The sequence below is a fragment of the Cupriavidus sp. 05L411 genome (assembly GCF_056398045.1).
Map to the genome: position 1 here is coordinate 108719 of NZ_JBFTOQ010000010.1, position 21825 is coordinate 130543.

18 protein-coding genes are annotated in these 21825 nt (G+C 65.0%); 12 read left to right on the forward strand and 6 right to left on the reverse strand.

Translation table 11 applies throughout. The features are described 5' to 3' along the window. Window positions 1-33 precede the first annotated feature (33 nt). Window positions 34-726, forward strand: a complete 693-nt coding sequence (locus AC1DQR_RS14700; RefSeq protein ID WP_416048177.1) for a hypothetical protein — start codon at window positions 34-36, stop codon at window positions 724-726. A 61-nt stretch (window positions 727-787) separates the two neighbouring features. Here the strand turns inward: AC1DQR_RS14700 and AC1DQR_RS14705 are convergent, their stop codons facing one another. Further along, the gene (locus AC1DQR_RS14705; RefSeq protein ID WP_150993058.1) at window positions 788-1420 is read right to left on the reverse strand and encodes a response regulator transcription factor; all 633 of its coding nucleotides are present in this window, start codon (window positions 1418-1420) and stop codon (window positions 788-790) included. Between the two features lie 134 nt (window positions 1421-1554). Then, window positions 1555-4143: a PAS domain S-box protein gene (locus tag AC1DQR_RS14710; RefSeq protein ID WP_183031541.1), complete on the reverse strand. Its 2589-nt coding sequence runs from the start codon at window positions 4141-4143 to the stop codon at window positions 1555-1557. A gap of 430 nt (window positions 4144-4573) precedes the next feature. Here AC1DQR_RS14710 and aceE point away from each other — a divergent pair, with 430 nt between their 5' ends. The 4 genes from aceE to lpdA all read left to right on the forward strand — a co-directional run bounded on the left by aceE (window position 4574) and on the right by lpdA (window position 11600). Continuing rightward, a complete protein-coding gene (aceE, locus tag AC1DQR_RS14715; RefSeq protein WP_416048178.1) occupies window positions 4574-7261 on the forward strand; it encodes a pyruvate dehydrogenase (acetyl-transferring), homodimeric type in 2688 nt (895 codons plus the stop codon). Window positions 7262-7426: 165 nt separating this feature from the next. Then, on the forward strand, window positions 7427-9094 hold the full coding sequence (aceF, locus tag AC1DQR_RS14720) for a dihydrolipoyllysine-residue acetyltransferase (protein ID WP_416048179.1): 1668 nt from the start codon (window positions 7427-7429) through the stop codon (window positions 9092-9094). An 81-nt stretch (window positions 9095-9175) separates the two neighbouring features. Further along, the gene (locus AC1DQR_RS14725; protein ID WP_477133236.1) at window positions 9176-9793 is read left to right on the forward strand and encodes an MFS transporter; all 618 of its coding nucleotides are present in this window, start codon (window positions 9176-9178) and stop codon (window positions 9791-9793) included. Window positions 9794-9821: 28 nt separating this feature from the next. Further along, complete coding sequence (lpdA, locus tag AC1DQR_RS14730; protein ID WP_477133237.1) at window positions 9822-11600, forward strand: dihydrolipoyl dehydrogenase; 1779 nt, start codon at window positions 9822-9824, stop codon at window positions 11598-11600. Window positions 11601-11979: 379 nt separating this feature from the next. Here lpdA and phaP1 read toward each other — a convergent pair whose 3' ends face one another. Then, the gene (gene phaP1, locus AC1DQR_RS14735) at window positions 11980-12558 is read right to left on the reverse strand and encodes a TIGR01841 family phasin PhaP1 (protein ID WP_150987801.1); all 579 of its coding nucleotides are present in this window, start codon (window positions 12556-12558) and stop codon (window positions 11980-11982) included. A 454-nt stretch (window positions 12559-13012) separates the two neighbouring features. Between phaP1 and AC1DQR_RS14740 the strand changes: the two genes are divergently transcribed. The 5 genes from AC1DQR_RS14740 to pbpG all read left to right on the forward strand — a co-directional run bounded on the left by AC1DQR_RS14740 (window position 13013) and on the right by pbpG (window position 17602). Then, window positions 13013-13981, forward strand: a complete 969-nt coding sequence (locus tag AC1DQR_RS14740) for a histone deacetylase family protein (RefSeq protein ID WP_416048181.1) — start codon at window positions 13013-13015, stop codon at window positions 13979-13981. After that, a complete protein-coding gene (locus AC1DQR_RS14745; RefSeq protein WP_416048182.1) occupies window positions 13978-14883 on the forward strand; it encodes a DMT family transporter in 906 nt (301 codons plus the stop codon). Before AC1DQR_RS14740 ends, AC1DQR_RS14745 begins: the two co-directional genes overlap by 4 nt. A gap of 22 nt (window positions 14884-14905) precedes the next feature. Next, window positions 14906-15358 carry an acyl-CoA thioesterase gene (locus AC1DQR_RS14750; RefSeq protein ID WP_477133238.1) on the forward strand — a complete coding sequence of 151 codons (453 nt, stop codon included), beginning with the start codon at window positions 14906-14908 and terminating at the stop codon, window positions 15356-15358. Window positions 15359-15386: 28 nt separating this feature from the next. Next, the gene (locus AC1DQR_RS14755; RefSeq protein ID WP_416048184.1) at window positions 15387-16088 is read left to right on the forward strand and encodes a nitroreductase; all 702 of its coding nucleotides are present in this window, start codon (window positions 15387-15389) and stop codon (window positions 16086-16088) included. A gap of 278 nt (window positions 16089-16366) precedes the next feature. Next, on the forward strand, window positions 16367-17602 hold the full coding sequence (pbpG, locus tag AC1DQR_RS14760) for a D-alanyl-D-alanine endopeptidase (RefSeq protein ID WP_477133239.1): 1236 nt from the start codon (window positions 16367-16369) through the stop codon (window positions 17600-17602). 93 nt (window positions 17603-17695) lie between these two features. Here pbpG and AC1DQR_RS14765 read toward each other — a convergent pair whose 3' ends face one another. The 3 genes from AC1DQR_RS14765 to AC1DQR_RS14775 form a co-directional block, all read right to left on the reverse strand. Further along, on the reverse strand, window positions 17696-19108 hold the full coding sequence (locus tag AC1DQR_RS14765) for an FAD-binding oxidoreductase (protein WP_416048186.1): 1413 nt from the start codon (window positions 19106-19108) through the stop codon (window positions 17696-17698). A 30-nt stretch (window positions 19109-19138) separates the two neighbouring features. Continuing rightward, window positions 19139-19885, reverse strand: coding sequence for a FadR/GntR family transcriptional regulator (locus AC1DQR_RS14770; protein WP_416048187.1), 747 nt, complete (start codon window positions 19883-19885; stop codon window positions 19139-19141). A 167-nt stretch (window positions 19886-20052) separates the two neighbouring features. Then, window positions 20053-20838, reverse strand: a complete 786-nt coding sequence (locus tag AC1DQR_RS14775) for an IclR family transcriptional regulator (RefSeq protein WP_150987776.1) — start codon at window positions 20836-20838, stop codon at window positions 20053-20055. A 75-nt stretch (window positions 20839-20913) separates the two neighbouring features. Between AC1DQR_RS14775 and AC1DQR_RS14780 the strand changes: the two genes are divergently transcribed. Both AC1DQR_RS14780 and AC1DQR_RS14785 read left to right on the forward strand, forming a co-directional pair. Beyond that, a complete protein-coding gene (locus AC1DQR_RS14780) occupies window positions 20914-21042 on the forward strand; it encodes a hypothetical protein (protein ID WP_302564777.1) in 129 nt (42 codons plus the stop codon). A 33-nt stretch (window positions 21043-21075) separates the two neighbouring features. Beyond that, a complete protein-coding gene (locus AC1DQR_RS14785; protein WP_150987773.1) occupies window positions 21076-21801 on the forward strand; it encodes a (Fe-S)-binding protein in 726 nt (241 codons plus the stop codon). Window positions 21802-21825: the final 24 nt, after the last annotated feature.

The following is a 21825-nucleotide window of genomic DNA, read 5'->3' on the forward strand; positions in this document are numbered from 1 at the left end:
CGCAGGAGAGTAGGGCGCTGGTAGCATGGCCGCATGGATGCCCTGAACCCTTTTGCCACGGCCGCGGCGGCCGAACATGCCGTCCTCATCGTGCTCAGCCTGGCCGCCATGGCCTGGGCGCTGAGCCGCCGGCCTTGGCAGCTGCTGCGTCGCGACGATTTGCAGCATGGCTGGCTGGGCGCGCTGGTGTTGCTGGCGCTGCTATGGACGCTCCGCGCGACGTTACCGGGCGGCCTGGCGATCCAGCTGTCCGGCGCCACCCTGATGGTGACCCTGTTCGGGCTGCCGCTGGCCCTGCTGTCGCTGTTCTTGGTGGATCTGGTGTCGTTCCTGGGGCTGGGCTACCTGGCTGGCGACACCTGGGCCCAGCTGGACTGGGTGGGGCTGTGGCCGCGCTATGTCTGGATGGGGTTGTTGCCGGCCTTGTTGTCGGCCGCGCTGCAGGGGGCCATGCGCCGGCTGCTGCCGCGTCATCCCTTTGTATTCATCCTCGGCCATGGCTACTTTGCCGCCGGGCTGGCCGCCCTGGGCGCGGGGGCGGCGCGCGCCGTCTGGCGTAGCTACAGTGTGGGCGACGGCGTGCTGTCGCTGCCCGATACGCTGACCGCCGTGCTGATACTGGCGTTTGGCGAGGCGTTTCTCACGGGCATGCTGGTGGCGGTGTTCGTGGTCTACAAACCGCAGTGGGTCGTGACCTTCCGCGACGAGGAATATCTCAGGCGTTGAATGGGCAGCCCGGCCGCCGGCCAGGCGGGGCCGGACTGCCTTTCTTCTTTCTGGCGCGGGCTCAGCTGCTCTTGGACAGGGCCAGGCGGAGCAGGTCGGCCACGGTGTTGACGTTGAGCTTTTCCATGATGTTGGCGCGGTGCGCCTCCACGGTCTTGATGGAAATGCCCAGGTCGTCGGCAATCTGCTTGTTCAGCCGGCCGGCCACGATGCGCTCCAGCACCTGCTGCTCGCGCGTGGTGAGCTTGCCCAGCAGGTCCTTGGCGGCGCGCTGCTCGCGGGCGGCGGAATGGTCGGTGCGGGCCTTTTGCAGCATGCGCTCCACCAGCGATCGCAGTTCGGACTCATCGAACGGCTTTTCGATGAAGTCGATTGCGCCCTTCTTCATGGTGGAGACTGCCATCGGCACGTCGCCGTGGCCGGTGATGAAGACGATCGGGATATTGATGTTCTCCGCGATCATGCGTTCCTGCAGCTCGGGCCCGCTCATGCCCGGCATCCGCACGTCCAGGATCAGGCAGGAGACCTGGCCCGAGTCGTAGGCGGAAAGGAACTGTTCGGCGCTGGTAAAGCTGCGAACCTGGTAGCCATTGCCCTCCAGCAGCCAGGTCAGCGAGTCGCGCATGGCTTCATCGTCGTCGACGATGAAGACGGTCTCGCCGCGGTGGGAGGTGGGGTTTGGCGTTACGGTCATGAAGTCTCCTGGGACATCAAAGTCATTTGCCGCCAAGTGTAACCGGGCCGGGCGGCAAGCGACAGGGGCGGCCCTGGCGCGCCTTATCTTGTCTTGTCAATGCCGGGCGGCCCGCCCGGCGTCGTGTTGGCCGATTATTGGTCGATCAGCGCCGGCTGCAGCGGCAGCATGATCTTGAACGTGCAGCCGATGCCGTCGGCATTGTTCTCTACCCACAGGCGCCCCTGGTGGGACTCGATGATGGAGCGGCAGATATTCAAGCCCATGCCCATGCCGTCGGACTTGGTGCTGAAGAACGGTTCAAACAGGCGTTCCTTCGTGGCCTCGTCAACGCCAGGGCCCTGGTCGATCACGTCGATGCGCATGTTCGGGCCGATCTCGCCCGGCTCGATGCGCGCGTGCAGGCGCACCACGCCGGTGGCGCGCAGCGCCGGCAGCCCTGCCATGGCTTCGACGGCGTTCTTGAGCAGGTTGACCAGTACTTGCTCGATCAGCACCGGATCGACGAACAGCACCACCGGCGGCGCCGGCAGCCGGGTCAGGATGGTGACGCGGCGGCGGGTGGCCTCCAGGTCGGCCAGCCCGACCGCGTCGGCCACGATGTCGTGCAGCGCGGCTTCGCGGCGCTGGGGCTGGCTGCGCTTCACGAAGCCCCGGATGCGGCTGATGATGGTGCCGGCGCGCACGGCCTGCGCCGAGGTCTTTTCCAGGATCGGGATCAGGTCCTCGGCGGTGCTGCGCCCGGAGCGCAGCCGGGCCACCGCGCCCATGCAGTAGTTGTTGATTGCCGCCAGCGGCTGGTTCAGCTCGTGCGCGAGCGACGACGCCATCTCGCCCATGGTGGTCAGGCGGCTGGTGAACTGCAGCCGTTCCTCATGCTGGCGCGCCATTTCCTCGGCGGCCTTGCGCACCGTGATATCGGTGGCGATCTGCATCTGCGCCAGGTGGCCGTCGACCCACTGAATGTAGCGGCGGCGCACTTCGAACCATTTCTGCATGTCGGGCACGAAGACTTCCCGCGCGTCCGAGGAGTAGGGCATCAGCTCCGAGGCCGGCAGGCCGGCGTAGGCGTCGACGAAGTCGGTGGCGTCGCTGGAGACCTGCTCCTTGTCGACCTCGCCGCCGGCCAGCTTCAGGTGGCCCTCGGCTTCCCAGCCGAACAGCTGACGGTAATAGCGGTTGGCGAACAGCAACTCGGGCTTGTCGGTGGCCAGCACGGACACCGCGGCGTCCAGGCTTTCCAGCACCGTGGTGAAGCGGTCGTGAGCGGCGGCGAGTTCCTCGCGGGCGCGCTTGGGCTCGGTGATGTCCGTCATCGAGGCCATCCAGCCGGTGTGCCTGCCGCGGCTGTCCACCAGCGGCGAGACATACATGCGGGCGTAGAAGCTGCTGCCGTCGCGCCGCATGGCGCGCATCTCATAGCCGCTGGCCGGGGATTTGCCCTGCAACGTCAGGTCGATCTGCTTTTGCATCTCCTGATGGTCATTGGGCGGCCAATAGGGGAAGGGCGGCACGCGGCCGACCAGGTCGCTGTCCTGCCAGCCGGTCATGCGGCAGAAGGCGGGATTGACGTAGGTGATGCGGCCGTTCAGGTCGAGTGCGCGCAACCCGATCAGCATCGAGTTTTCCATCGCGCGGCGAAACGACGTCTCGGCCAGCAGGGCGCGCTGCGCCTCGGAGCGCCGGCTGGTGTGGCGCCACATGCTCCACAGGCTCCACAGCAGGAAGCACGACAGCCCCACCACCAGCCACAGCAGCATGTTGTTGGGCAGGTTGGAGGCGGGCGGGTAGGCGTCGGCGCGCAGCGACAGCGAGTGCCCCGGCGGGTCAAGCAGTACCTCGTAGGACAGCGCGTTGCCCGGCACCGGCCGCAACGAAGTGCTGGCGCGGATCTGGTTGTTCTTGTCGATCAGCGAGAAGCGGTAGCGCTCGGTCAGCTCCGGCGGCAGCAGGTGGGTCAGGATGCCGTTGATGGAGTAAAGCGCGCCGAGGGTGCCGAGGAACTCGTTGTCCCGCACGATCGGCACCTCCATCAGCATGAAGCTGTCGCCGCGGTCGTTGACCAGCGGGCGCGAGTACACCACGCGCTGGGTTTCGCGGGCGGCGTCGAAGGTATCGAGCACCTCGGGCTCCAGCGGCTGGTCCTGGGTTTCGCGCAGCCGGCTGGCGAATTCGGAGGTGGACGGCAGCGACCAGCGCCCGCGCCGGGTCGCGTCCAGCCAGTTGACGAAGACGATTTCCGGGTTCTCGCGCAGGATTTCCTGCGCGGCGGTGCGGTAGGCGCCCTGGTCCAGCTGGGCGGCGGCGATGTCGCGCGCCAGCGAGGCTAGCTGGTCCTGGTTGCTCAGCAGGGACAGGCGCACGCGCTGCTGGGCCCAGGCCGCGTCGCGATAAAGCGCGTCGCGTTGCTGCTGGCGCTCGGTTTCATGGAGCGACCACAGGATCACGCCCATCGCCACCGTGAACAGCACGATTGCCACCAGCGGGATGAACATGAACCAGCTGGTCGCCACCAGGTTGCGCCAGCGCAGCCACCACAATCCGCGCGGCGGCCCGTTGACGGCAGCGGGCTCGTCCACGTGGCCAAGCGTATCGAGGGGCGTCAGCGGGTTGGGCGGGGCGACCAGCGTAGGGTCGCTGCCGCTCGCCTTGGCGGAGCCGGAAGCGGAGGGAGGGACGACTGCGGCGCGGAGGTGGGAAAAGAAATCTTTGAGGGACGGCATGGTGGGATTGACGACTGACCGGCCAGTGTAGCGGGATTGCGCCGCCCCGTCGCTTGGGGTAAGCGCGAATGCGGCACTGCGGCATTCCTGCCGAAGGCGCGGCGGGCGAATGGCGTTTGGCGGCAAGGGCTGGCGCAGTTTTGTGGTGCGCTGCCGCAATATTTCATATTGTAAGAAACCATATCGCAATTTGAAAATTGGGCTTGTCTTGCCCAATGTGCTTCCATAGAATCGGTTCGACCGAAAAGTGCGGACGGCAGTGCTRCGCCCGGGCCTGCCAGCCTCGCTGGCAAGCCCGGGCGAAGTGCTAGCGAAGGACCGTGCGAAGACACTCGCGGTCCGCGCGCCGTACCGTAGTCACACCGTCAGGCCGGGGCTCCCACCACAAGAATCAGGGGGCACCGAGGCAGGAATTCACCAGGAGACAGTCATGTCAGCTGTACCAGAGCAGATCCTCGGCGCAAGCAGCGCCAACGACGCCGATCCCCAGGAAACCCACGAGTGGCTTGATGCCCTGCAGGGCGTGATCGCCGCCGAAGGCACCGACAGGGCCGCCTTCCTGATCGACAAGCAGATCGAATACGCACGCGTGAACGGCGTCACCCAGCCGTTCCACGCTGAAACGCAGTACATCAACACCATTCCGGTGGAGCAGCAGGCCCGCATTCCCGGCGACCAGGACATCGAGCACCGCATCCGCTCGTACACCCGCTGGAACGCCATGGCGATGGTGCTGCGCGCCAACAAGCACACCAACGTTGGCGGCCATATTTCCTCGTTTGCCTCGGCAGCCACGCTGTATGACGTCGGCTACAACCACTTCTGGCACGCCCCGTCCGAGAAACACGGCGGCGACCTGGTGTTCGTGCAGGGCCACTCGGCCCCGGGCGTGTATTCGCGCGCCTTCCTGCTCGGCCGCCTGAGCACGGAACAACTCGACAGCTTCCGCCAGGAAGTCGACGGCAAGGGCATCTCGTCCTACCCGCACCCGTGGCTGATGCCGGACTTCTGGCAGTTCCCGACGGTGTCGATGGGCCTGGGCCCGATCATGGCCATCTACCAGGCCCGCTTCATGAAGTACCTGCACAGCCGCGGCCTGGTGCAGACCGAAGGCCGCAAGGTCTGGGCGTTCCTGGGCGACGGCGAGACCGACGAGCCGGAATCGCTGGGCGCGATCGGCATGGCCGGGCGCGAGAAGCTGGACAACCTGGTGTTCGTGATCAACTGCAACCTGCAGCGCCTGGATGGTCCGGTGCGCGGCAACGGCAAGATCATCCAGGAACTCGAATCCGAGTTCCGCGGCGCCGGCTGGAACGTGATCAAGGTGGTGTGGGGCAGCCGCTGGGATCAGCTGCTGGCACGCGACCACAAGGGCCTGCTGATGAAGCGCATGATGGATTGCGTGGACGGCGAGTACCAGACCTTCAAGGCCAAGGATGGCGCCTACGTGCGCGAGCATTTCTTCAATACCCCTGAGCTCAAGGCGATGGTGGCCGACTGGTCCGACGAGGACATCTGGCGCCTGAACCGCGGCGGCCATGACCCGCACAAGATCTATGCCGCCTACAGCGCCGCCAACGAGCATAAGGGCCAGCCCACGCTGATCCTGGCCAAGACCATCAAGGGCTATGGCATGGGCGACGCCGGCCAGGCCATGAACATCAGCCACCAGCAAAAGAAGATGCCGGTGGACGCGATCCGCCGCTTCCGCGACCAGTTCAACATCCCGGTCTCCGACGACAAGATCGAGGAAGTGCCGTACATCACCTTCGAGGAAGGCTCGAAGGAACTGGAATACATGCGCGCCCGCCGCATGGACCTGGGCGGCTACCTGCCGGCCCGCCGCCAGAAGGCAGAAGCCCTGAAGGTGCCTGAGCTATCCGCCTTCGACGCGCTGCTCAAGGCCACCAGCGAAGGCCGTGAAGTGTCCACCACCATGGCCTTCGTACGGATCCTGAACACGCTGCTCAAGGACAAGCAGATCGGCAAGCACGTGGTGCCCATCGTGCCCGACGAGTCGCGCACCTTCGGCATGGAAGGCCTGTTTCGCCAGATCGGCATCTGGAACCAGCAAGGCCAGAAGTACGTGCCGGAAGACCACGATCAGCTGATGTTCTACAAGGAATCGCAGACTGGCCAGGTGCTGCAGGAAGGCATCAATGAAGCCGGCGCCATGTGCGACTGGATCGCCGCCGCCACGTCGTACTCGACGCACGGCATCCAGATGATCCCGTTCTACATCTATTACTCGATGTTCGGCATCCAGCGTATCGGCGACCTGTGCTGGGCGGCCGCCGACATGCGCTCGCGCGGCTTCCTGCTGGGCGGCACCTCGGGCCGCACCACGCTCAACGGCGAAGGCCTGCAGCACGAAGACGGCCACTCGCATGTGTTCCATGCCGTGATCCCGAACTGCATCTCGTATGACCCGACCTTCCAGTACGAGCTGGCGGTGATCATGCAGGACGGCCTGCGCCGCATGTACGCCGAGCAGGAAGACGTCTACTACTACCTGACGGTGATGAACGAGAACTACGAGCATCCGGAAATGCCGGCTGGCGTAGAGGGCGACATCGTCAAGGGCATGTACCAGTTCAAGAAGGGCGTGGAAAACAGCAATGCGCCGCGCGTGCAGCTGCTGGGTTCGGGCACGATCTTCCGCGAGGTGATCGCCGCTGCCGACCTGCTCAAGAAGGACTGGGGCGTGGAGTCGGACCTGTGGGGTTGCCCGAGCTTTACCGAACTGGCCCGCGAAGGCCACGACGTGGAGCGTTGGAACCTGCTGCACCCGACCGAGCCGCAACGCGAGTCGCACGTGACCAAGAGCCTCAAGTCGGTGCGCGGCCCGGTGATCGCCTCGACCGATTACGTGCGCGCCTTTGTCGACCAGATCCGTCCCTTCGTGCCGCGCCGTTTCGTGGTGCTGGGCACCGATGGTTTTGGCCGCTCGGACACCCGCGAGAAGCTGCGTCACTTCTTCGAGGTGGACCGTCACTGGGTGACGCTGGCTGCACTGAAGGCGCTGGCTGACGAAGGTGCCATCGGTCGCGACAAGGTGGCCGAAGCCATCAAGAAGTACAACCTCGACCCCAACAAGCCGAACCCGATGTCGGTCTAAGCAGGCCGACTGCACGAACCCCCGCAGGAGCGGCAACGCCGCGTGCGCGGGCGCCGGGCTGATTCCCGGCGCCCTGCGGCGCGGCGGCGTGACAGATCACGGCGGTGAGGGTAACCTCACACGCTCGTGTTTGTCGTGCGCGCCGGCCTGCCCAGGAGACACTGAATGAGTCAAGCGATTGAAATCAAGGTGCCGGATATCGGCGATTACGACGCCGTTCCCGTCATCGAAGTGCACGTGAAACCGGGCGACACCATCAACGCGGAAGACGCGCTGGTGACGCTGGAATCGGACAAGGCCACGATGGACGTGCCTTCGCCCCAGGGCGGCACCGTCAAGGAAGTCAGGATCAAGATTGGCGACAACGTCGCCGAAGGCACCGTGCTGGTGATGCTGGAGCCCGCCGGCCAGGCGGCCACCGCGCCCGCCCCGGCCGCGGCCGCACCGGCTCCTGCAGCCGCCGTGCCGGCCCCCGCCCCGATGCCGGCTCCGGCCCCGGCCCCGGCGGCAGCCAGCGCTCCCGCGCCGGCCGCCGGCCCGGTTGAGGTCAAGGTGCCGGATATCGGCGACTACGACTCGGTCCCGGTGATCGAAGTCCACGTCAAGCCGGGCGACACCATCAACGCCGAAGACGCGCTGGTAACGCTGGAGTCCGACAAGGCCACCATGGACGTGCCGTCGCCGGCGGCCGGCGTGGTTAAGGAAGTCCGGATCAAGGTCGGTGACAACGTCGCCGAAGGCACGCTGATCCTGATTCTCGAAGGCGCCGCCGGTGCGCCGGCCGGCGCGCCTGCCGCTGCTGCCCCGGCTGCCGCTGCCGCTCCGGCTCCCGCACCTGTAGCCAGCGCCCCGGCCCCGGTCCCTGCGGCCGCGCCCGCCGCGGCTGCTCCGGTGGCCGGCGTGACCGGCACCGCTGCCCATGCCAGCCCCTCCGTGCGCAAGTTCGCGCGCGAACTGGGTGTGGATGTGTCGCGCGTGCCGGGCACCGGCCCCAAGGGACGGATCACCCAGGACGACGTGCAGGCCTACGTCAAGGGCGTGATGAGCGGTCATGCCGCCGCCCCGGCAAAGGCAGCCGCCGCCCCGGCTGGTGGTGGCGAGCTGAACCTGCTGCCGTGGCCGAAGGTGGATTTCACCCGTTTCGGCGAGGTCGAAAGCAAGCCGCTGTCGCGCATCAAGAAGCTCTCGGGCGCGAACCTGCATCGCAACTGGGTGATGATTCCCCACGTCACCAATCACGACGAGGCCGACATCACCGAGCTGGAAGCCTTCCGCGTGCAGCTCAACAAGGAATACGAGAAGCAAGGCGTCAAGGTCACCATGCTGGCCTTCATGATCAAGGCCACCGTCGCCGCGCTGAAGAAATTCCCGAACTTCAACGCTTCGCTCGATGGCGAGAACCTGGTGCTGAAGCAGTATTTCAACATCGGTTTCGCCGCTGACACGCCGAACGGCCTGGTTGTGCCGGTGATCAAGAACGCCGACAAGAAGGGCGTGATCGAGATCGGCCAGGAAATGAACGAACTGGCCAAGCTGGCGCGCGACGGCAAGCTCAAGCCGGACCAGATGCAAGGCGGCTGCTTCTCGATCTCCTCGCTGGGCGGCATCGGCGGCACGTATTTCACGCCGATCATCAACGCGCCGGAAGTGGCCATCATGGGCGTGTGCAAGTCGTACCAGAAGCCGGTGTGGGATGGTAAGCAGTTCGTGCCACGCCTGACGCTGCCGCTGTCGCTGTCGTGGGATCACCGCGTCATCGACGGTGCGGAAGCGGCTCGCTTCAACACCTATTTCGGTCAGTTGCTGGCCGATTTCCGCCGCATCCTGCTGTAAGGCGGGCAGGGCGCGCCCGGCCTCGCGGCCATGCGCGCCCTTACCTGCAACGTCTGCAACCTGCAAACAGGAAGCGAGCCCATGACTACCTGCGTTGTCGTCAAGAAGGCCGGCGAAGTGGCGATTGCCGCCGACGCGCTGGTGACGTTTGGCGACACCCGGCTCACGCGCGCCTACGAGCGCAACCAGAAGGTGTTCCCGGTGGGTGACAGCTTCGTGGCGCTTGCCGGCACCACCGCGCACTTCCCGGTCATGCGCAGCCTGTTGGCCGGGCTGGGCGAGGATTGCCGGCTGGGTTCGCGCGATGACGTCTTCCGGACCTTCCTCAAGGTGCATGAAAAACTCAAGAMCGAGTATTTCATCAACACCAAGGAGGACGAGGACGATCCTTACGAGTCCTCGCAGATCGTCTGCCTGATTGCCAATCCGGCCGGCATTTTCGGCGTGTATTCGTACCGCGAAGTCTTCTCGTTCGATCGCTTCTGGGGCATTGGCTCGGGGCGCAACTACGCGTTGGGCGCCATGCACGCGGTCTACGACCAGCCGGGCCTCGCCGCCCGCGAGATTGCGCGCATCGGGGTGGACGCAGGGGTGGAGTTCGACAAGAGTTCGGCAGGCCCGGTCGAGGTGCAGGTGGTGCAACTGGCTGACATGGCTGGCGACGGAGCAACCAATAACGATGGCGCGCCCCGCATCTGAAGCGGAGTGCGTTCTTGAGGAGCAAAACATGAGTGTGATCGAAGTCCAGGTGCCGGATATCGGCGATTTCGACGCGGTGGAAGTCATCGAGGTGCTGGTCAAGGCTGGCGATACGGTCGAGCAGGAGCAATCGCTGATCGTGCTCGAGTCCGACAAGGCCAGCATGGATGTGCCGTCGTCCGCGGCCGGCAAGGTGGTGGAGGTGCGTATCAAGGTGGGCGACAAGGTCGCCAAGGGCGCCGTCATCTGCACGCTGGAGAGCGAAGCCGCGGCCAAGCCGGCGGCCGCGCCGGTCCCTGCACCCGCGCCTGCGCAGGTATCCGCGCCTGCCGCGGCTCCGGCTCCCGTGGCCGCCGCGCATGCGGGCAGCGCGGATATTACCTGCGACATGCTGGTGCTCGGCGCCGGCCCTGGTGGCTACTCGGCTGCCTTCCGCAGCGCCGATCTTGGCATGAACACCGTGCTGGTCGAACGCTACAGCACGCTTGGCGGCGTCTGCCTGAACGTGGGCTGCATCCCCTCCAAGGCGCTGCTGCACAACGCCGCCGTGATCGACGAAGCCAAGGCCCTGGCGGCCCACGGCATCCTGTTCGGCGAGGCCAAGATCGACCTCGACGGGCTGCGCCACTACAAGGAAACCGTGGTCGGCAAGCTGACCGGCGGCTTGGCCGGCATGGCCAAGGCCCGCAAGGTACAGGTCGTGCGCGGCATCGGCACCTTCCTCGACCCGCATCACCTCGAGGTGCAGGAAACCGAAGGTGACGCCAAGGCGACGACGGGCAAGAAGACTGTGATCCGCTTCGAAAAAGCCGTCATCGCCGCCGGCAGCCAGGCGGTCAAGTTGCCGTTCATCCCCGAGGACCCGCGCATCGTGGACTCCACCGGCGCGCTGGAACTGCCGGAAGTGCCCAACAAGATGCTGGTCATCGGCGGCGGCATCATCGGGCTAGAAATGGCCACGGTGTACAGCACGCTGGGCGCCAGCATCGACGTGGTGGAAATGCTCGATGGCCTGATGCAGGGCGCCGACCGCGACCTGGTCAAGGTCTGGGACAAGATGAACAAGAAGCGCTTCGACAAGGTCATGCTCAAGACCAAGACGGTCGGCGTGGAAGCGAAGCCGGACGGCATCTACGTCAAGTTCGAAGGCGAGCAGGCGCCGGCCGAGCCGCAACGCTACGACCTGGTGCTGGTGTCGGTGGGCCGCGTGCCCAACGGCAAGCGCATCGGCGCGGAGAAGGCGGGCGTGGCGGTCACGGATCGCGGCTTTATCGACGTCGACAAGCAGATGCGCACCAATGTGCCGCACATCTTCGCTATCGGCGACATCGTCGGCCAGCCCATGCTGGCCCACAAGGCGGTGCACGAAGCGCACGTGGCAGCGGAAGCCGCGCACGGCGAGAAGGCCTACTTTGACGTCAAGCAGATTCCGTCGGTGGCCTACACCGATCCGGAAGTGGCCTGGGCCGGCGTGACCGAAGACCAGTGCAAGGCGCAGGGGATCAAGTACAGCAAAAGCGTGTTCCCGTGGGCAGCTTCCGGCCGTGCCATTGCCAACGGCCGCGACGAAGGCTTTACCAAGCTGATCTTCGACGAGGAAACCCACCGGATCATCGGCGGGGGCATCGTTGGCATGCATGCCGGCGACCTGATCAGTGAAGTCTGCCTGGCAGTCGAGATGGGTGCCGATGCAGTGGATATCGGCAAGACCATCCACCCGCACCCGACGCTGGGCGAATCCATCGGCATGGCAGCCGAGATCTACGAAGGTGTCTGCACCGACGTCCCGCCGCCGCGCAAGCGCTAAGCACCGGACGTTAGCGACTCGAGTGAGGCCCGCCGTATGGCGGGCCTTTTTACGTCTTGATTCGCAATTAACCGCCAGATTTTTTGCCGCATACGCTTGCGGCTACGCCGGCCAAGGCTTGCCTGCAGCGGGGAGGGCGTGTATCCGTGTGTCCGAGTGCCTGCTTGCCAATGTGTCGCGGGCAAAAAAATCCCGGCGCATGGCCGGGAATGAATCGATATTGGAATACATGGAAACCAGATACCGAGGAGACTCCGTAGGAGGGCAGGGCGGCTTGCGTAGCCTTCCGTGCTGCCTTCGTTGGCAAAATGCGCTGGCCATGCCAGGCGCGCTTTGCCAACGAACCGGCCGAAGCCGGTCCGTTTCCTGCCGTCGCGGATTAGGCGGCGGTGGTGGCCTTCTTGGTCGCGGTGCGAGCCGTGGCGCTGGCTTGCTGTGCGGCCTTGGTGGCGGCGCTGGCGGCTGCCTGGAAGTTGGTCTCAGCGATTTCAACAGCTTGCTTGGTGGCCTTCTGGACCGACTCGTAAGCGTTGTTGGCGGCGCTGATCGCGGACTTCACGATGGCAACGGTCGACTCGGAGCCGGCCGGGGCGTTCTTGGCGAGGTTCTCGACCAGGGTTTGCACCTTCTTCGAGTTCTCGGCCAGTTGGGCTTCGGCGACCTTGGTGAATTCAGCCTGGGTTTCCGAGGCGATTTCGTACACGTGGCGGCTGTAGGCCAGGGCCTTTTCGGCAACCGGCTGGACCAGCGAGGTCTGGAGGGCCAGGAATTCCTGGGCGTCCTTGGCCGAGAGGGCCTTCTTGGCGTTGTCCACGTTTTCAGCGAACGTGGCCTTGACGACTTGCAGGTTCAGCTCGACCAGCTTTTCGATGCCTTCAAAAGCTTTGGTGGTCAGGCCAAACAGGGTTTCGAGGTTGGCTTTTTGCGCTGCGGCGACTTGTTCCGGGGTGAAGCTCATGCTGGTCTCCAATAATGAAGTTCAAGGTCATGCAAAATTAGGCCGCCCAGATGTCAAAGCCATGACGAAATCAAGGTAAAACCTGTTTTCTCGTCAGCCAGCCCCAGGCGTAAGGGGGTTATCGGCGCGCTCCGCTTGCTCTGCAAAATCGATGGTGCGCCGCAACAATTCCAATTGTAGGGAAAAGAAAAACGGTGTCAAGGGCTTCTTGTGCAATGCACAAATAAGTGTTGTTGAAGTCGGTGCACTGCCACATTTTGGCTGCGTAGCATCGGCAGGCTTGCCACGCCCGGCACCTTGCGAGGAGGAGGGGCGGGAGGGGCCGCGCACCCTGGAGCCAGCACAGTGCTACCATCGCGGTCTGCCGGAATCGCTGTCTCCCAAGGGCGCAACCCGCCGGCCGATGCACCACGGCCAAGTTGCCGCGACCGGCCGCCCGCCTATGTTTGCCCTCATGCTCGCTTTTTACGCCGATCATTTTGTCCTGCCCCTACCTGAGGGCCACCGCTTCCCGATGCGCAAATACAGCATGTTGCGGGAGACGGTCGAGCGCGGCGTGCCGGGGCTGGTGCTGGTCGAGGCGCCGCGGGCCGGGGACGATGCCTTGCTGTTGGCGCACACCCCTGAATATGTCGCGAGCGTCTCCCGGGGCGAACTGGACCCGGCGCGCCAGCGCGAGATCGGCTTTCCGTGGTCCGACGCCATGGTCGAGCGCTCGCGGCGCTCCGCTGGTGCCACCATCGAGGCCTGCCGCGTAGCGCTGCGTGAGGGCATCTCGGTCAACCTGGCTGGCGGCACGCACCACGCCTATGCCGATAAGGGCGGTGGCTTCTGCGTTTTCAACGACGCGGCCATCGCCGCGCGCCAATTGCGTGGCGACGGCCGGGTGGCGCGCGTGGCCGTGGTCGACCTCGACGTGCACCAGGGCAACGGCACCGCCTCCATCCTGCGTGACGATCCCTTCGTCTTCACGCTGTCCTTGCATGGCGAGAAAAACTATCCCTTCCGCAAGGAGGCCAGCGATCTCGACGTAGGCCTGCCCGATGGCTGCGACGATGAGGCTTACGCCCAAGCGCTGCAGGGCGCACTCGATACGCTGTTCGCGCGTTTCGCTCCCGACCTGATCATTTATCTAGCCGGCGCCGATCCGCATGAGGGCGACCGGCTTGGACGCCTGAAACTGACGCTGGCCGGGCTGGCCCGGCGCGACTGCCTGGTGTTTGACGCGGCCCTGGAGCGCGGTCTGCCCATTGCCGTGGCCATGGCCGGCGGCTACGGCAACCAGATCGAGAATACCGTCGCGGTGCATGCGCAGACCATCGCGCTCGCCGCGCAATATCACGAACGCTATGCCCGGCGCGACAAGCCGGACGCCGCCGGTGCGATCCTGCCCACCGGCGATACGGAGAAGGCACAAGGATGAGTGCAACCAGCCAGGCCCACGCGGCACGCGGCACCTTGTGGATGGCCGCCATGCCGTGGCTGTTCGTCGTGATCTGGAGCACGGGATTCATCGTAGCCAAGTACGGCATGCCGCACGCGGAGCCGATGACCTTCCTGTTTCTGCGCTTTGTCGGTGTGCTGGTGCTGATGGTGCCCTTCGTGTTGATGGCGCGCGTCCCGCTGCCGCAGCGCGCCGGGGCGACCGACTGGCGCATGGTCGGGCACATCGCGCTGGCTGGGCTGTTCCTGCAGGCGGGCTACCTGGGTGGCGTGTGGGCAGCGGTCAAGCTCGGCATGCCGGCGGGCGTCTCCGCGCTGATCGTCGGCATGCAGCCGATCCTGACCGCGCTGGCGGCCTCGCGCATGGGTGAGACCATCGGGCGGCGCCAGTGGCTGGGGTTGCTGCTCGGCATCCTTGGCGTGGGCCTGGTGGTGGCAAACAAACTGTCGGCCAGCGGGCTGTCCGCGCCAAGCCTGCTGCTGGCGGTGGGCGCCTTGTTCTCGATCACCTTCGGCACGCTGTACCAGAAACGCCATTGCCCGATGTTCGACCTGCGCATGGGCTCGGTGATCCAGTTCGCGGCGGCGGCGCTGGCCTGCCTGCCGTTCATGTTCCTCACCGAAACCCGTCACGTTGAGTGGAATGCCGAGATGGTTGGCGCGCTCGCCTGGTCGGTTGTCGCGTTGTCCATCGGGGCCATCTCGCTGTTGTTCCTATTGATCCGCCAAGGCGCGGCCACCAAGGTATCCAGCCTCATGTATCTCACCCCGCCGACCACCGCCGCCATGGCGTGGCTGCTGTTCGGCGAGAGCTTCCCGCCGCTGGCCGCGCTTGGCATGGCCCTGGCCGCCGGTGGCGTTGCGCTGGTGATCCGCCGCTAATTTTCCCTTTTCGCGCTTTTCGATGAACCCGACCGCAGACACCCGCAGCGCCTATCGCCATTTCCAGCCCATCACCACGCGCTGGATGGATAACGACGTCTATGGCCACGTCAACAACGTCATCTACTACAGTTATTTCGATACCGTGGTGAACACCTACCTGATCCGGGGGGGCGTGCTGGACATCGAGTCCGGCGACACCATCGGGCTGGTGATCGAGACGCAATGCAATTATTTTGCCGCGCTGTGTTTTCCCGACACGGTGGTGGCGGGGCTGCGCGTGGCGCGGCTGGGCAATTCGAGCGTGCGCTACGAAGTGGGCCTGTTCCGTAACGACGAAGACGTAGCTGCGGCGCAGGGCCATTTCGTTCATGTCTATGTGAATCGCGCCACGCGCCGCCCGGTGCCGCTACCGCCCGCGCTGCGCGATGCGCTGCAGGCCCTGGTGTGCGAACCCGCGGATGCCGGTGCATGATCAGGCCCGCGCAGAGGAGTTAAAAACCATGGATTCGCTGCAGAAACGGGGCGCCGCCCTGATCGATCAGGCCATCATCACGCGCCGCTCGGTGCGCGCGTTTCTCGATACGCCGGTGCCGCGCGACGTGGTCAACGAGATCCTGGCCGTGGCCAGCCGGGCGCCGTCGGGCACCAACGCCCAGCCATGGCGGGTCTATGTGCTGACTGGCGATGCCAAGGTGAAGCTGTCGGCGGACGTGCTGGCCGCTTACGACGATCCGCAGCGCGACAGCAAGTATCGCGAGGAGTATCCCTACTATCCACGCGAGTGGGTGGCGCCGTACATTGACCGCCGCCGCAAGGTAGGTTGGGACCTGTACAGCCTGCTGCAGATCAGCCGCGAGGACAAGGCGCGCATGCATGCGCAGCACTCGCGCAACTTCACGTTCTTCGGTGCCCCGGTGGGCATGATCTTCACGATCGACCGCATCCTGGAGCTGGGCAGCTGGCTGGACTACGGCATGTTCCTGCAAAGCATCATGGTGGCGGCGCGGGCGCGCGGGCTGGATACCTGTCCGCAGGCGGCGTTCACTCAGTTCCACGCGGTCATCGGCAATCACTTGCGCTTGCCGGCGGATGAAATGGTGGTGTGCGGCATGGCCCTGGGCCATGCTGACCCCGCCGCCATAGAGAATACCCTTAGTACTGAGCGTGAACCGGTAAGCGGGTTCGCGCGTTTCTTATCTTAAGAAGTTGTCGGCGGCGAAGGCCCGCTTTGTGCCGTCGCCGCTCGCTGCATGTTGGCTCGGGGCAACCCGATGGGCGGGTGAGAAAGATGAAACAGTGTGGAATTACCACAGTCGACGTCGGTCTTAATGCACGTGTCATGTGATGTGTGCCCCGCATTTGCCGTAATGTGGAATTGTTTGCAAATCGAACTTTAAAGAGCCTTCGTAAGTCTTTAATCTTGCTAACAATTTCTTTTTTTCCTAAACTGGCGCMATCCTAGYTGCGCGCTGAATGAATCATGTTCCGGTCTGATTCCCCCCTATTTTTGCGATTCTTCGGCTCTACCCCTCTTACTTCGGTTGCGGCCTCTGTGCTGTTGACCGTTTCCATGCTGGCCGCCCCTGTGGCCGATGCCGCGACGAAAACGTCGGACACCGCTAAAACCAGCAAAAAGTCGGCAAAAGTCGCCAAGTCCGAAAAAAAATCGGCAAATTCCCCCTCTAAATCCGCGAAATCCAAGCAGGTCGCGACCAGCGGCAAGGCCGAGCGCGCCACTACGCGCAAGGTCGTGGTACTGAAAAACGGTAAGCGCACCGTGGTGGCGCAGCGCCAGGCGGTACCGGTTCGTGCGGCATTCATCCCCGCGAAACCCTCGCTGGGCGAGGCGCTCGGCCTGCGTGACACCGAAGACGCGCTCGCACTGCGCTCCAGCGTGGCGCTGGTGATGGATCAGAACTCCAACGAAGTGCTGTTCCAGAAGAACGCCGCCGCGGTCCTGCCGATCGCCTCGATCACCAAGCTGATGACCGCCCTGGTTGTGATGGACGCGCGCCAGCCGATGGACGAGGTGCTCACCATCACCGAGGAAGACCGCGACAACGAAAAGCACAGCAGTTCGCGCCTGCGCTTTGGCGCGCAGCTCTCCCGTCAGGAGGCGCTCCTGCTGGCGCTGATGTCCTCGGAGAATCGTGCGGCATCGGTGTTGGGCCGCAGCTACCCGGGCGGCCTGCCGGCCTTTGTGCAAGCCATGAACCGCAAGGCACGCGAGCTCGGTATGAACGACAGCCACTTTGTCGATTCGAACGGCTTGTCGAGCAGCAATGTATCGAGCGCGATGGACCTCGTGCGCATGGTCAACGCGGCGTACCGCAACCCCACCATCCGCGAGTTTTCGACGCAGACCGAGCATGAGGTCAATGTACTGGGCCGCACCCAGCACTACGTCAGCACCAACCGTTTGGTTCGCGGCGGCAACTGGGAGATCGGCCTGCAGAAAACAGGCTTTATCTCCGAGGCTGGCCAGTGCCTGGTGATGCAGGCACGTGTAAATGGCCGCAATGTGGTGATGGTGTTCCTGGATTCCGTTGGCAAGCTGTCCCGCTTTGCCGATGCCAATCGCGTCAAGGACTGGCTGGAACACGTGCAGACCGGGCCTGGCCGCCCTTTTCCGACGTCCCCAAACCTGACGCAGGGGCCTGGCAGCCCCACTAGCCCTCAGGCAATCCTGACCGCCCAGCAGCCTCGCGGCATCTGATGGCGGCGCCGGAGTGATCTGGCCGCCTGCTGCTTGAAGTCAAAAAAACGCGCCGTCACCGGCGCGTTTTTCCTTGGAGCCTGGGCGGCGCGCTTAGAGCAGCTTGCCCGGATTCATGATGCCGGCCGGATCCAGCAGCTGCTTGATGCCCTGCATCATGCGCAGCTCGAGTGGGTCCTTGAGGCGCAGGAAATCATCGCGCTTGAGCTGGCCGATGCCATGCTCGGCGCTGATGCTGCCGCCGTAGCGCGCCACTTCATCCAGCACTTCGGCGGTCAGCGCCTTGCCATGCTGCGCGGTCCAGTCGCGCTCCGCGCCCGCGGGGCGCGACAGGTTGTAGTGCAGGTTGCCGTCGCCGAAATGCCCGAAGATAAACGGGCGGATGCTGGGGCTGATGGCCTTGAGGCGCGCCTCCATCGACACCATGAAGGCCGGGATCTGCTCGATCGGCAGCGACACATCGTGCTTCAGGTGCGGCCCGTCGGCGCGCTGGGCCTCGGAGATTTCCTCGCGCAGCTTCCACAGGCTTTGCAGTTGCGACAGCGACGCAGAGACGGCGGCGTCCAGGCACAGCTCGCGCTCCAGCGCCTCGCCAATCACGCGCTCCAGCAGCACGTTGAGGGCGGCTTCGTCGGTGGTGTCGGCCAGTTCCACCAGCACATAGGCGGGATAGCGTTGGCTGAAGGGCTCCTGCACGCCTTCCGCGTGCTTGAGCACGAGGTCGACGCAATCGCCGGTGAAGAATTCGAAGGCTTGCAGGCGAGCGCCGCACTGCGCGAAGAGCAGCTCGAAGAGCTCCAGCGCCTGCTGCGGGGAGGCTACTGCCGCAAGCACCACCGAGCGTGCGTCGGTGCGCGGAAACAGGCGCAGCGCTGCCGCGGTAATGACGCCCAGCGTGCCTTCGGAGCCGATCAGCAATTGCTTGAGGTCGTAGCCGGTGTTGTCCTTGCGCAAGGCGCGCAGGCCGTGAAAGATCTCGCCGTTGGGCAGCACGGCTTCCACGCCCAGCACCAGCTCGCGGGTCATGCCGTAGCGCACCACATTGACCCCGCCCGCGTTGGTCGCGAGATTGCCGCCGATCTGGCAGGAGTCCTCGGCCGCCAGGCTGAGCGGCAGCAGGCGATGCGCCTCCTGCGCGGCGCGCCGCAGGTTGCCCAGGATGCAGCCCGCCTCGGCGACGAGCGTGTTGGCGATGGTATCGATCGAGCGGATCGCGTTCATGCGGTCCATGCTCAGCACCACGTTGGCGGGGCTGCTGTCCGGCGCGGCACCGCCGCACAGGCCGGTGTTGCCACCACGCGGCACCACCGGGACCGCGGCCTGCTGGCACAAGGCCAGGCAACGTGCCACTTCATCCACCGAGCGCGGGCGCACCACGGCTTGCGCATTGCCACGGTAAAGGCCGCGCCAGTCGGCGAGCCACGGCGCAACCTGGTCTGGCTCGGTGGCGACCACGTCGGCGCCTAGCGCTTCGATCAGGCGGGGCAGGAAAGCTGAGTTTTGCATGATGGGTCTATCCGGAGTGGCAATGCGGCTTCAGGCCGCGGAATGAGAGGGCTCTTGGCCGCTGGTGAGGGGCTCGCCGCGCGCTGCCAGTTGGAGGCCCAGGCGTGCCGCCGCGCCGCGCAGGTGGGCTACCGCCGCGGCGCGTGCTTGTTCAGGGTCGCCGGCGCGGATCGCGTGAAAGATGGCCAGGTGTTCCTGGTGGACCCGTTCGGACAGGCCTTCCTGCTGGCGGGTATTGAGCCGCGCCACATGCACGGCCTGGTGCAACTGCAGGTTCAGGTACTGCAGAAGCTGCAGGTAGTACTTGTTGTGGGTGGCGGTGGCGATCGCCACATGGAATGCGGTGTCTGCCTCAGCGCTGTGGTGCGGGTCGTGCAATTGCGCCGCGAGCCGGTCCAGCAGCGCCTGCATGCCGGCGACATCCTGCGCGGTGCGCCGCAGCGCCGCCAGCGCGGCGGCGGCGCTCTCCAGGTCGAGCCGCAGCTCGTAGATGCTGGCCAGTTCGTCGCGATCGATGCCGATCTCCTGCGGCAGCTGGAAGCCGGCATTGCCCACGCGCGAGCGCACCGTGCTGCCCACGCCCTGGCGGCTTTCGACCAGGCCTTGGGAGCGCAGGTGCTCGGTCACCTCGCGGATGACGGCGGGGCTCACACCGTATTGCTCGGCAAGCTGCTTGCCGGTCGGCAGCCGGGCGCCAACGGGGTAGGTACCGCCGGCGATCTCGGCGCGCAACTGCTGGGTTACCTGTTCGGTGAGGGTAATGGCTTTGGTCCGCATGCCCAGCAGGATATAGCTATTCAGGTTATCTGAAAACTAAGGGTATATACCTAATTTTCGATTGTGGCTATGCGAGAGGGAAAGAGGGGAAGGAGAAGGGGAGGCGGGCGAGGTAAGGGTTCGGCGCGAAGGGCGCGTGGCTCCCCGCGCCGTCCACCCCGCCGTGTTCAGGCTGCGACGTCAGTCGCGTAGCCCATGCCGCGCGAGATCTGCAACGCGGTGTCCTTCAGGTTTTGCAGCCAGCTGTCCTGCAGGCGGTCGGCCGGGGCCGAAAGCGACAATCCGGCCACCAGACGGCGCGAGTCGTCGTAGATGCCGGCGGCGATGCAACGCACGCCGAGTTCCAGCTCTTCGTTGTCGCGCGCATAGCCGTTGGTGCGCACCCAGTTGAGTTCGCGCTCGAGCTTGATCAGGTCGGTGATTGAGGTGCGGGTGTGGCCGGCTAGCCCGGTGCGGGTGGCGTAGTTGCGAACGCGCGCCACTTCATCGGCGGCCAGAAACAGCTTGCCGACCGAAGTCAGGTGCAGCGGGGCGCGGCCGCCAATGGCGCGCACCACCTGCATGCCGGAGCGCTCGCTATAGGCACGCTCGATGTAGACGATCTCGTCGCCTTGCCGCACCGACAGGTTCACCGTCTGGCCCGTCACGCGGTGCAGGGCCCGCATCGGTGCCAGCGCGGCGTCGCGTACCGACAGCCGGGCCTTGACCAGGTTGCCGAGCTCCAGCAGCCGCATGCCAAGCCGGTAGCTGCCCGGATCGGAGCGGTCCACAAAGCGGCAGGCCACCATGTCATTGAGGATGCGGTGCGCGGTGGAAGGGTGCAGCCCGGTGGTCAGCGACAGCTCCTTGAGGCTGACCGGATCAGCGTGCTGGGCGAGCGCATCCAGCAGGGTCATCATGCGTTCGATGACCTGGATGGACGTCTTGCCGGGGGCTTTGTCTGCTTCTGCCATGGGGAAATGTTGCCGTGCGGCAAATTAAGCGGTTGCCTGATTCTATCTCGCATTGTGAAAATTTCAATAGGTGAAATGGCATTGCCGAAAGAATCTTCTGATTTTGCCGATGGCGAATGTGTCGAAAAAGGCATGCAAAAATGCGGCGAATTCACCCCTGCCGTGCACGCTTTTGTATGCTGGCCGGTGCGCAAGGGCGCATAATTGCGGGGTTTCGGGGTCTGGAAAAGGGAAACAATGCGAGTTGGTCTGTTCGCCACCTGCCTGGTGGACCTCATGCGTCCGGAAATCGGCTTCTCGGTGCTCAAGTTGCTGGAGAAGGCTGGCTTCGAGGTGATGGTGCCCGAAGCCCAGACCTGTTGCGGGCAACCTGCCTACAATTCGGGCGAGCGCACGGCATCGCGCGATCTGGCGGAAAAATTCCTGCGCGAGTTCGAAATGTTCGACTACGTGGTGATTCCGTCCGGATCCTGCGGCGGCATGGTGCTGCACCACTATGCGGACCTGCTCGGCGACGATCCCGAGTTGAATGGCCGCTACGAAGGCCTGCGCTCCCGCGTGTTCGAGCTGACCGATTTCCTGGTCAACGTGGCCAAGCTGGGCGAGTTCGATTCAAAGTTCACGGGCCGCATTACCTACCATGACTCTTGCTCCGGCTTGCGCGAACTGGGCGTCAAGAGCCAGCCCCGCGCTCTCCTGGCGCAATTGCCCGGTGTGCAGCTGAGCGAGATGAAGGACTGCGAGGCTTGCTGCGGATTCGGCGGCACCTTCTCGGTCAAGTACGGCAATATCTCCACGGCCATCGTCGATGAGAAGTGCGCCAACATCAAGGCCAGCGGCGCCGATGCCGTGGTGCTGGGCGACCTCGGCTGCATGCTCAATATCGAGGGGCGCCTGCGCAGGACCGGCGACACGCGCACCCAGGTACTGCATATCGCGCAAGTGCTCGCCGGTGATGCCTGATCCCGGCCAGCTGAAAAACAAACC

Excerpts from the sequence above, each read along its gene's own strand:
- AC1DQR_RS14700 (WP_416048177.1), top strand. The coding sequence starts at position 34 with ATGGATGCCCTGAACCCTTTTGCCACGGCCGCGGCGGCCGAACATGCC.
- AC1DQR_RS14705 (WP_150993058.1), bottom strand. The coding sequence starts at position 1,420 with ATGACCGTAACGCCAAACCCCACCTCCCACCGCGGCGAGACCGTCTTC.
- AC1DQR_RS14710 (WP_183031541.1), bottom strand. The coding sequence starts at position 4,143 with ATGCCGTCCCTCAAAGATTTCTTTTCCCACCTCCGCGCCGCAGTCGTC.
- aceE (WP_416048178.1), top strand. The coding sequence starts at position 4,574 with ATGTCAGCTGTACCAGAGCAGATCCTCGGCGCAAGCAGCGCCAACGAC.
- aceF (WP_416048179.1), top strand. The coding sequence starts at position 7,427 with ATGAGTCAAGCGATTGAAATCAAGGTGCCGGATATCGGCGATTACGAC.
- lpdA (WP_477133237.1), top strand. The coding sequence starts at position 9,822 with ATGAGTGTGATCGAAGTCCAGGTGCCGGATATCGGCGATTTCGACGCG.
- phaP1 (WP_150987801.1), bottom strand. The coding sequence starts at position 12,558 with ATGAGCTTCACCCCGGAACAAGTCGCCGCAGCGCAAAAAGCCAACCTC.
- AC1DQR_RS14740 (WP_416048181.1), top strand. The coding sequence starts at position 13,013 with ATGCTCGCTTTTTACGCCGATCATTTTGTCCTGCCCCTACCTGAGGGC.
- AC1DQR_RS14745 (WP_416048182.1), top strand. The coding sequence starts at position 13,978 with ATGAGTGCAACCAGCCAGGCCCACGCGGCACGCGGCACCTTGTGGATG.
- AC1DQR_RS14750 (WP_477133238.1), top strand. The coding sequence starts at position 14,906 with ATGAACCCGACCGCAGACACCCGCAGCGCCTATCGCCATTTCCAGCCC.
- AC1DQR_RS14755 (WP_416048184.1), top strand. The coding sequence starts at position 15,387 with ATGGATTCGCTGCAGAAACGGGGCGCCGCCCTGATCGATCAGGCCATC.
- pbpG (WP_477133239.1), top strand. The coding sequence starts at position 16,367 with ATGTTCCGGTCTGATTCCCCCCTATTTTTGCGATTCTTCGGCTCTACC.
- AC1DQR_RS14765 (WP_416048186.1), bottom strand. The coding sequence starts at position 19,108 with ATGCAAAACTCAGCTTTCCTGCCCCGCCTGATCGAAGCGCTAGGCGCC.
- AC1DQR_RS14770 (WP_416048187.1), bottom strand. The coding sequence starts at position 19,885 with ATGCGGACCAAAGCCATTACCCTCACCGAACAGGTAACCCAGCAGTTG.
- AC1DQR_RS14775 (WP_150987776.1), bottom strand. The coding sequence starts at position 20,838 with ATGGCAGAAGCAGACAAAGCCCCCGGCAAGACGTCCATCCAGGTCATC.
- AC1DQR_RS14780 (WP_302564777.1), top strand. The coding sequence starts at position 20,914 with ATGGCATTGCCGAAAGAATCTTCTGATTTTGCCGATGGCGAATGTGTC.
- AC1DQR_RS14785 (WP_150987773.1), top strand. The coding sequence starts at position 21,076 with ATGCGAGTTGGTCTGTTCGCCACCTGCCTGGTGGACCTCATGCGTCCG.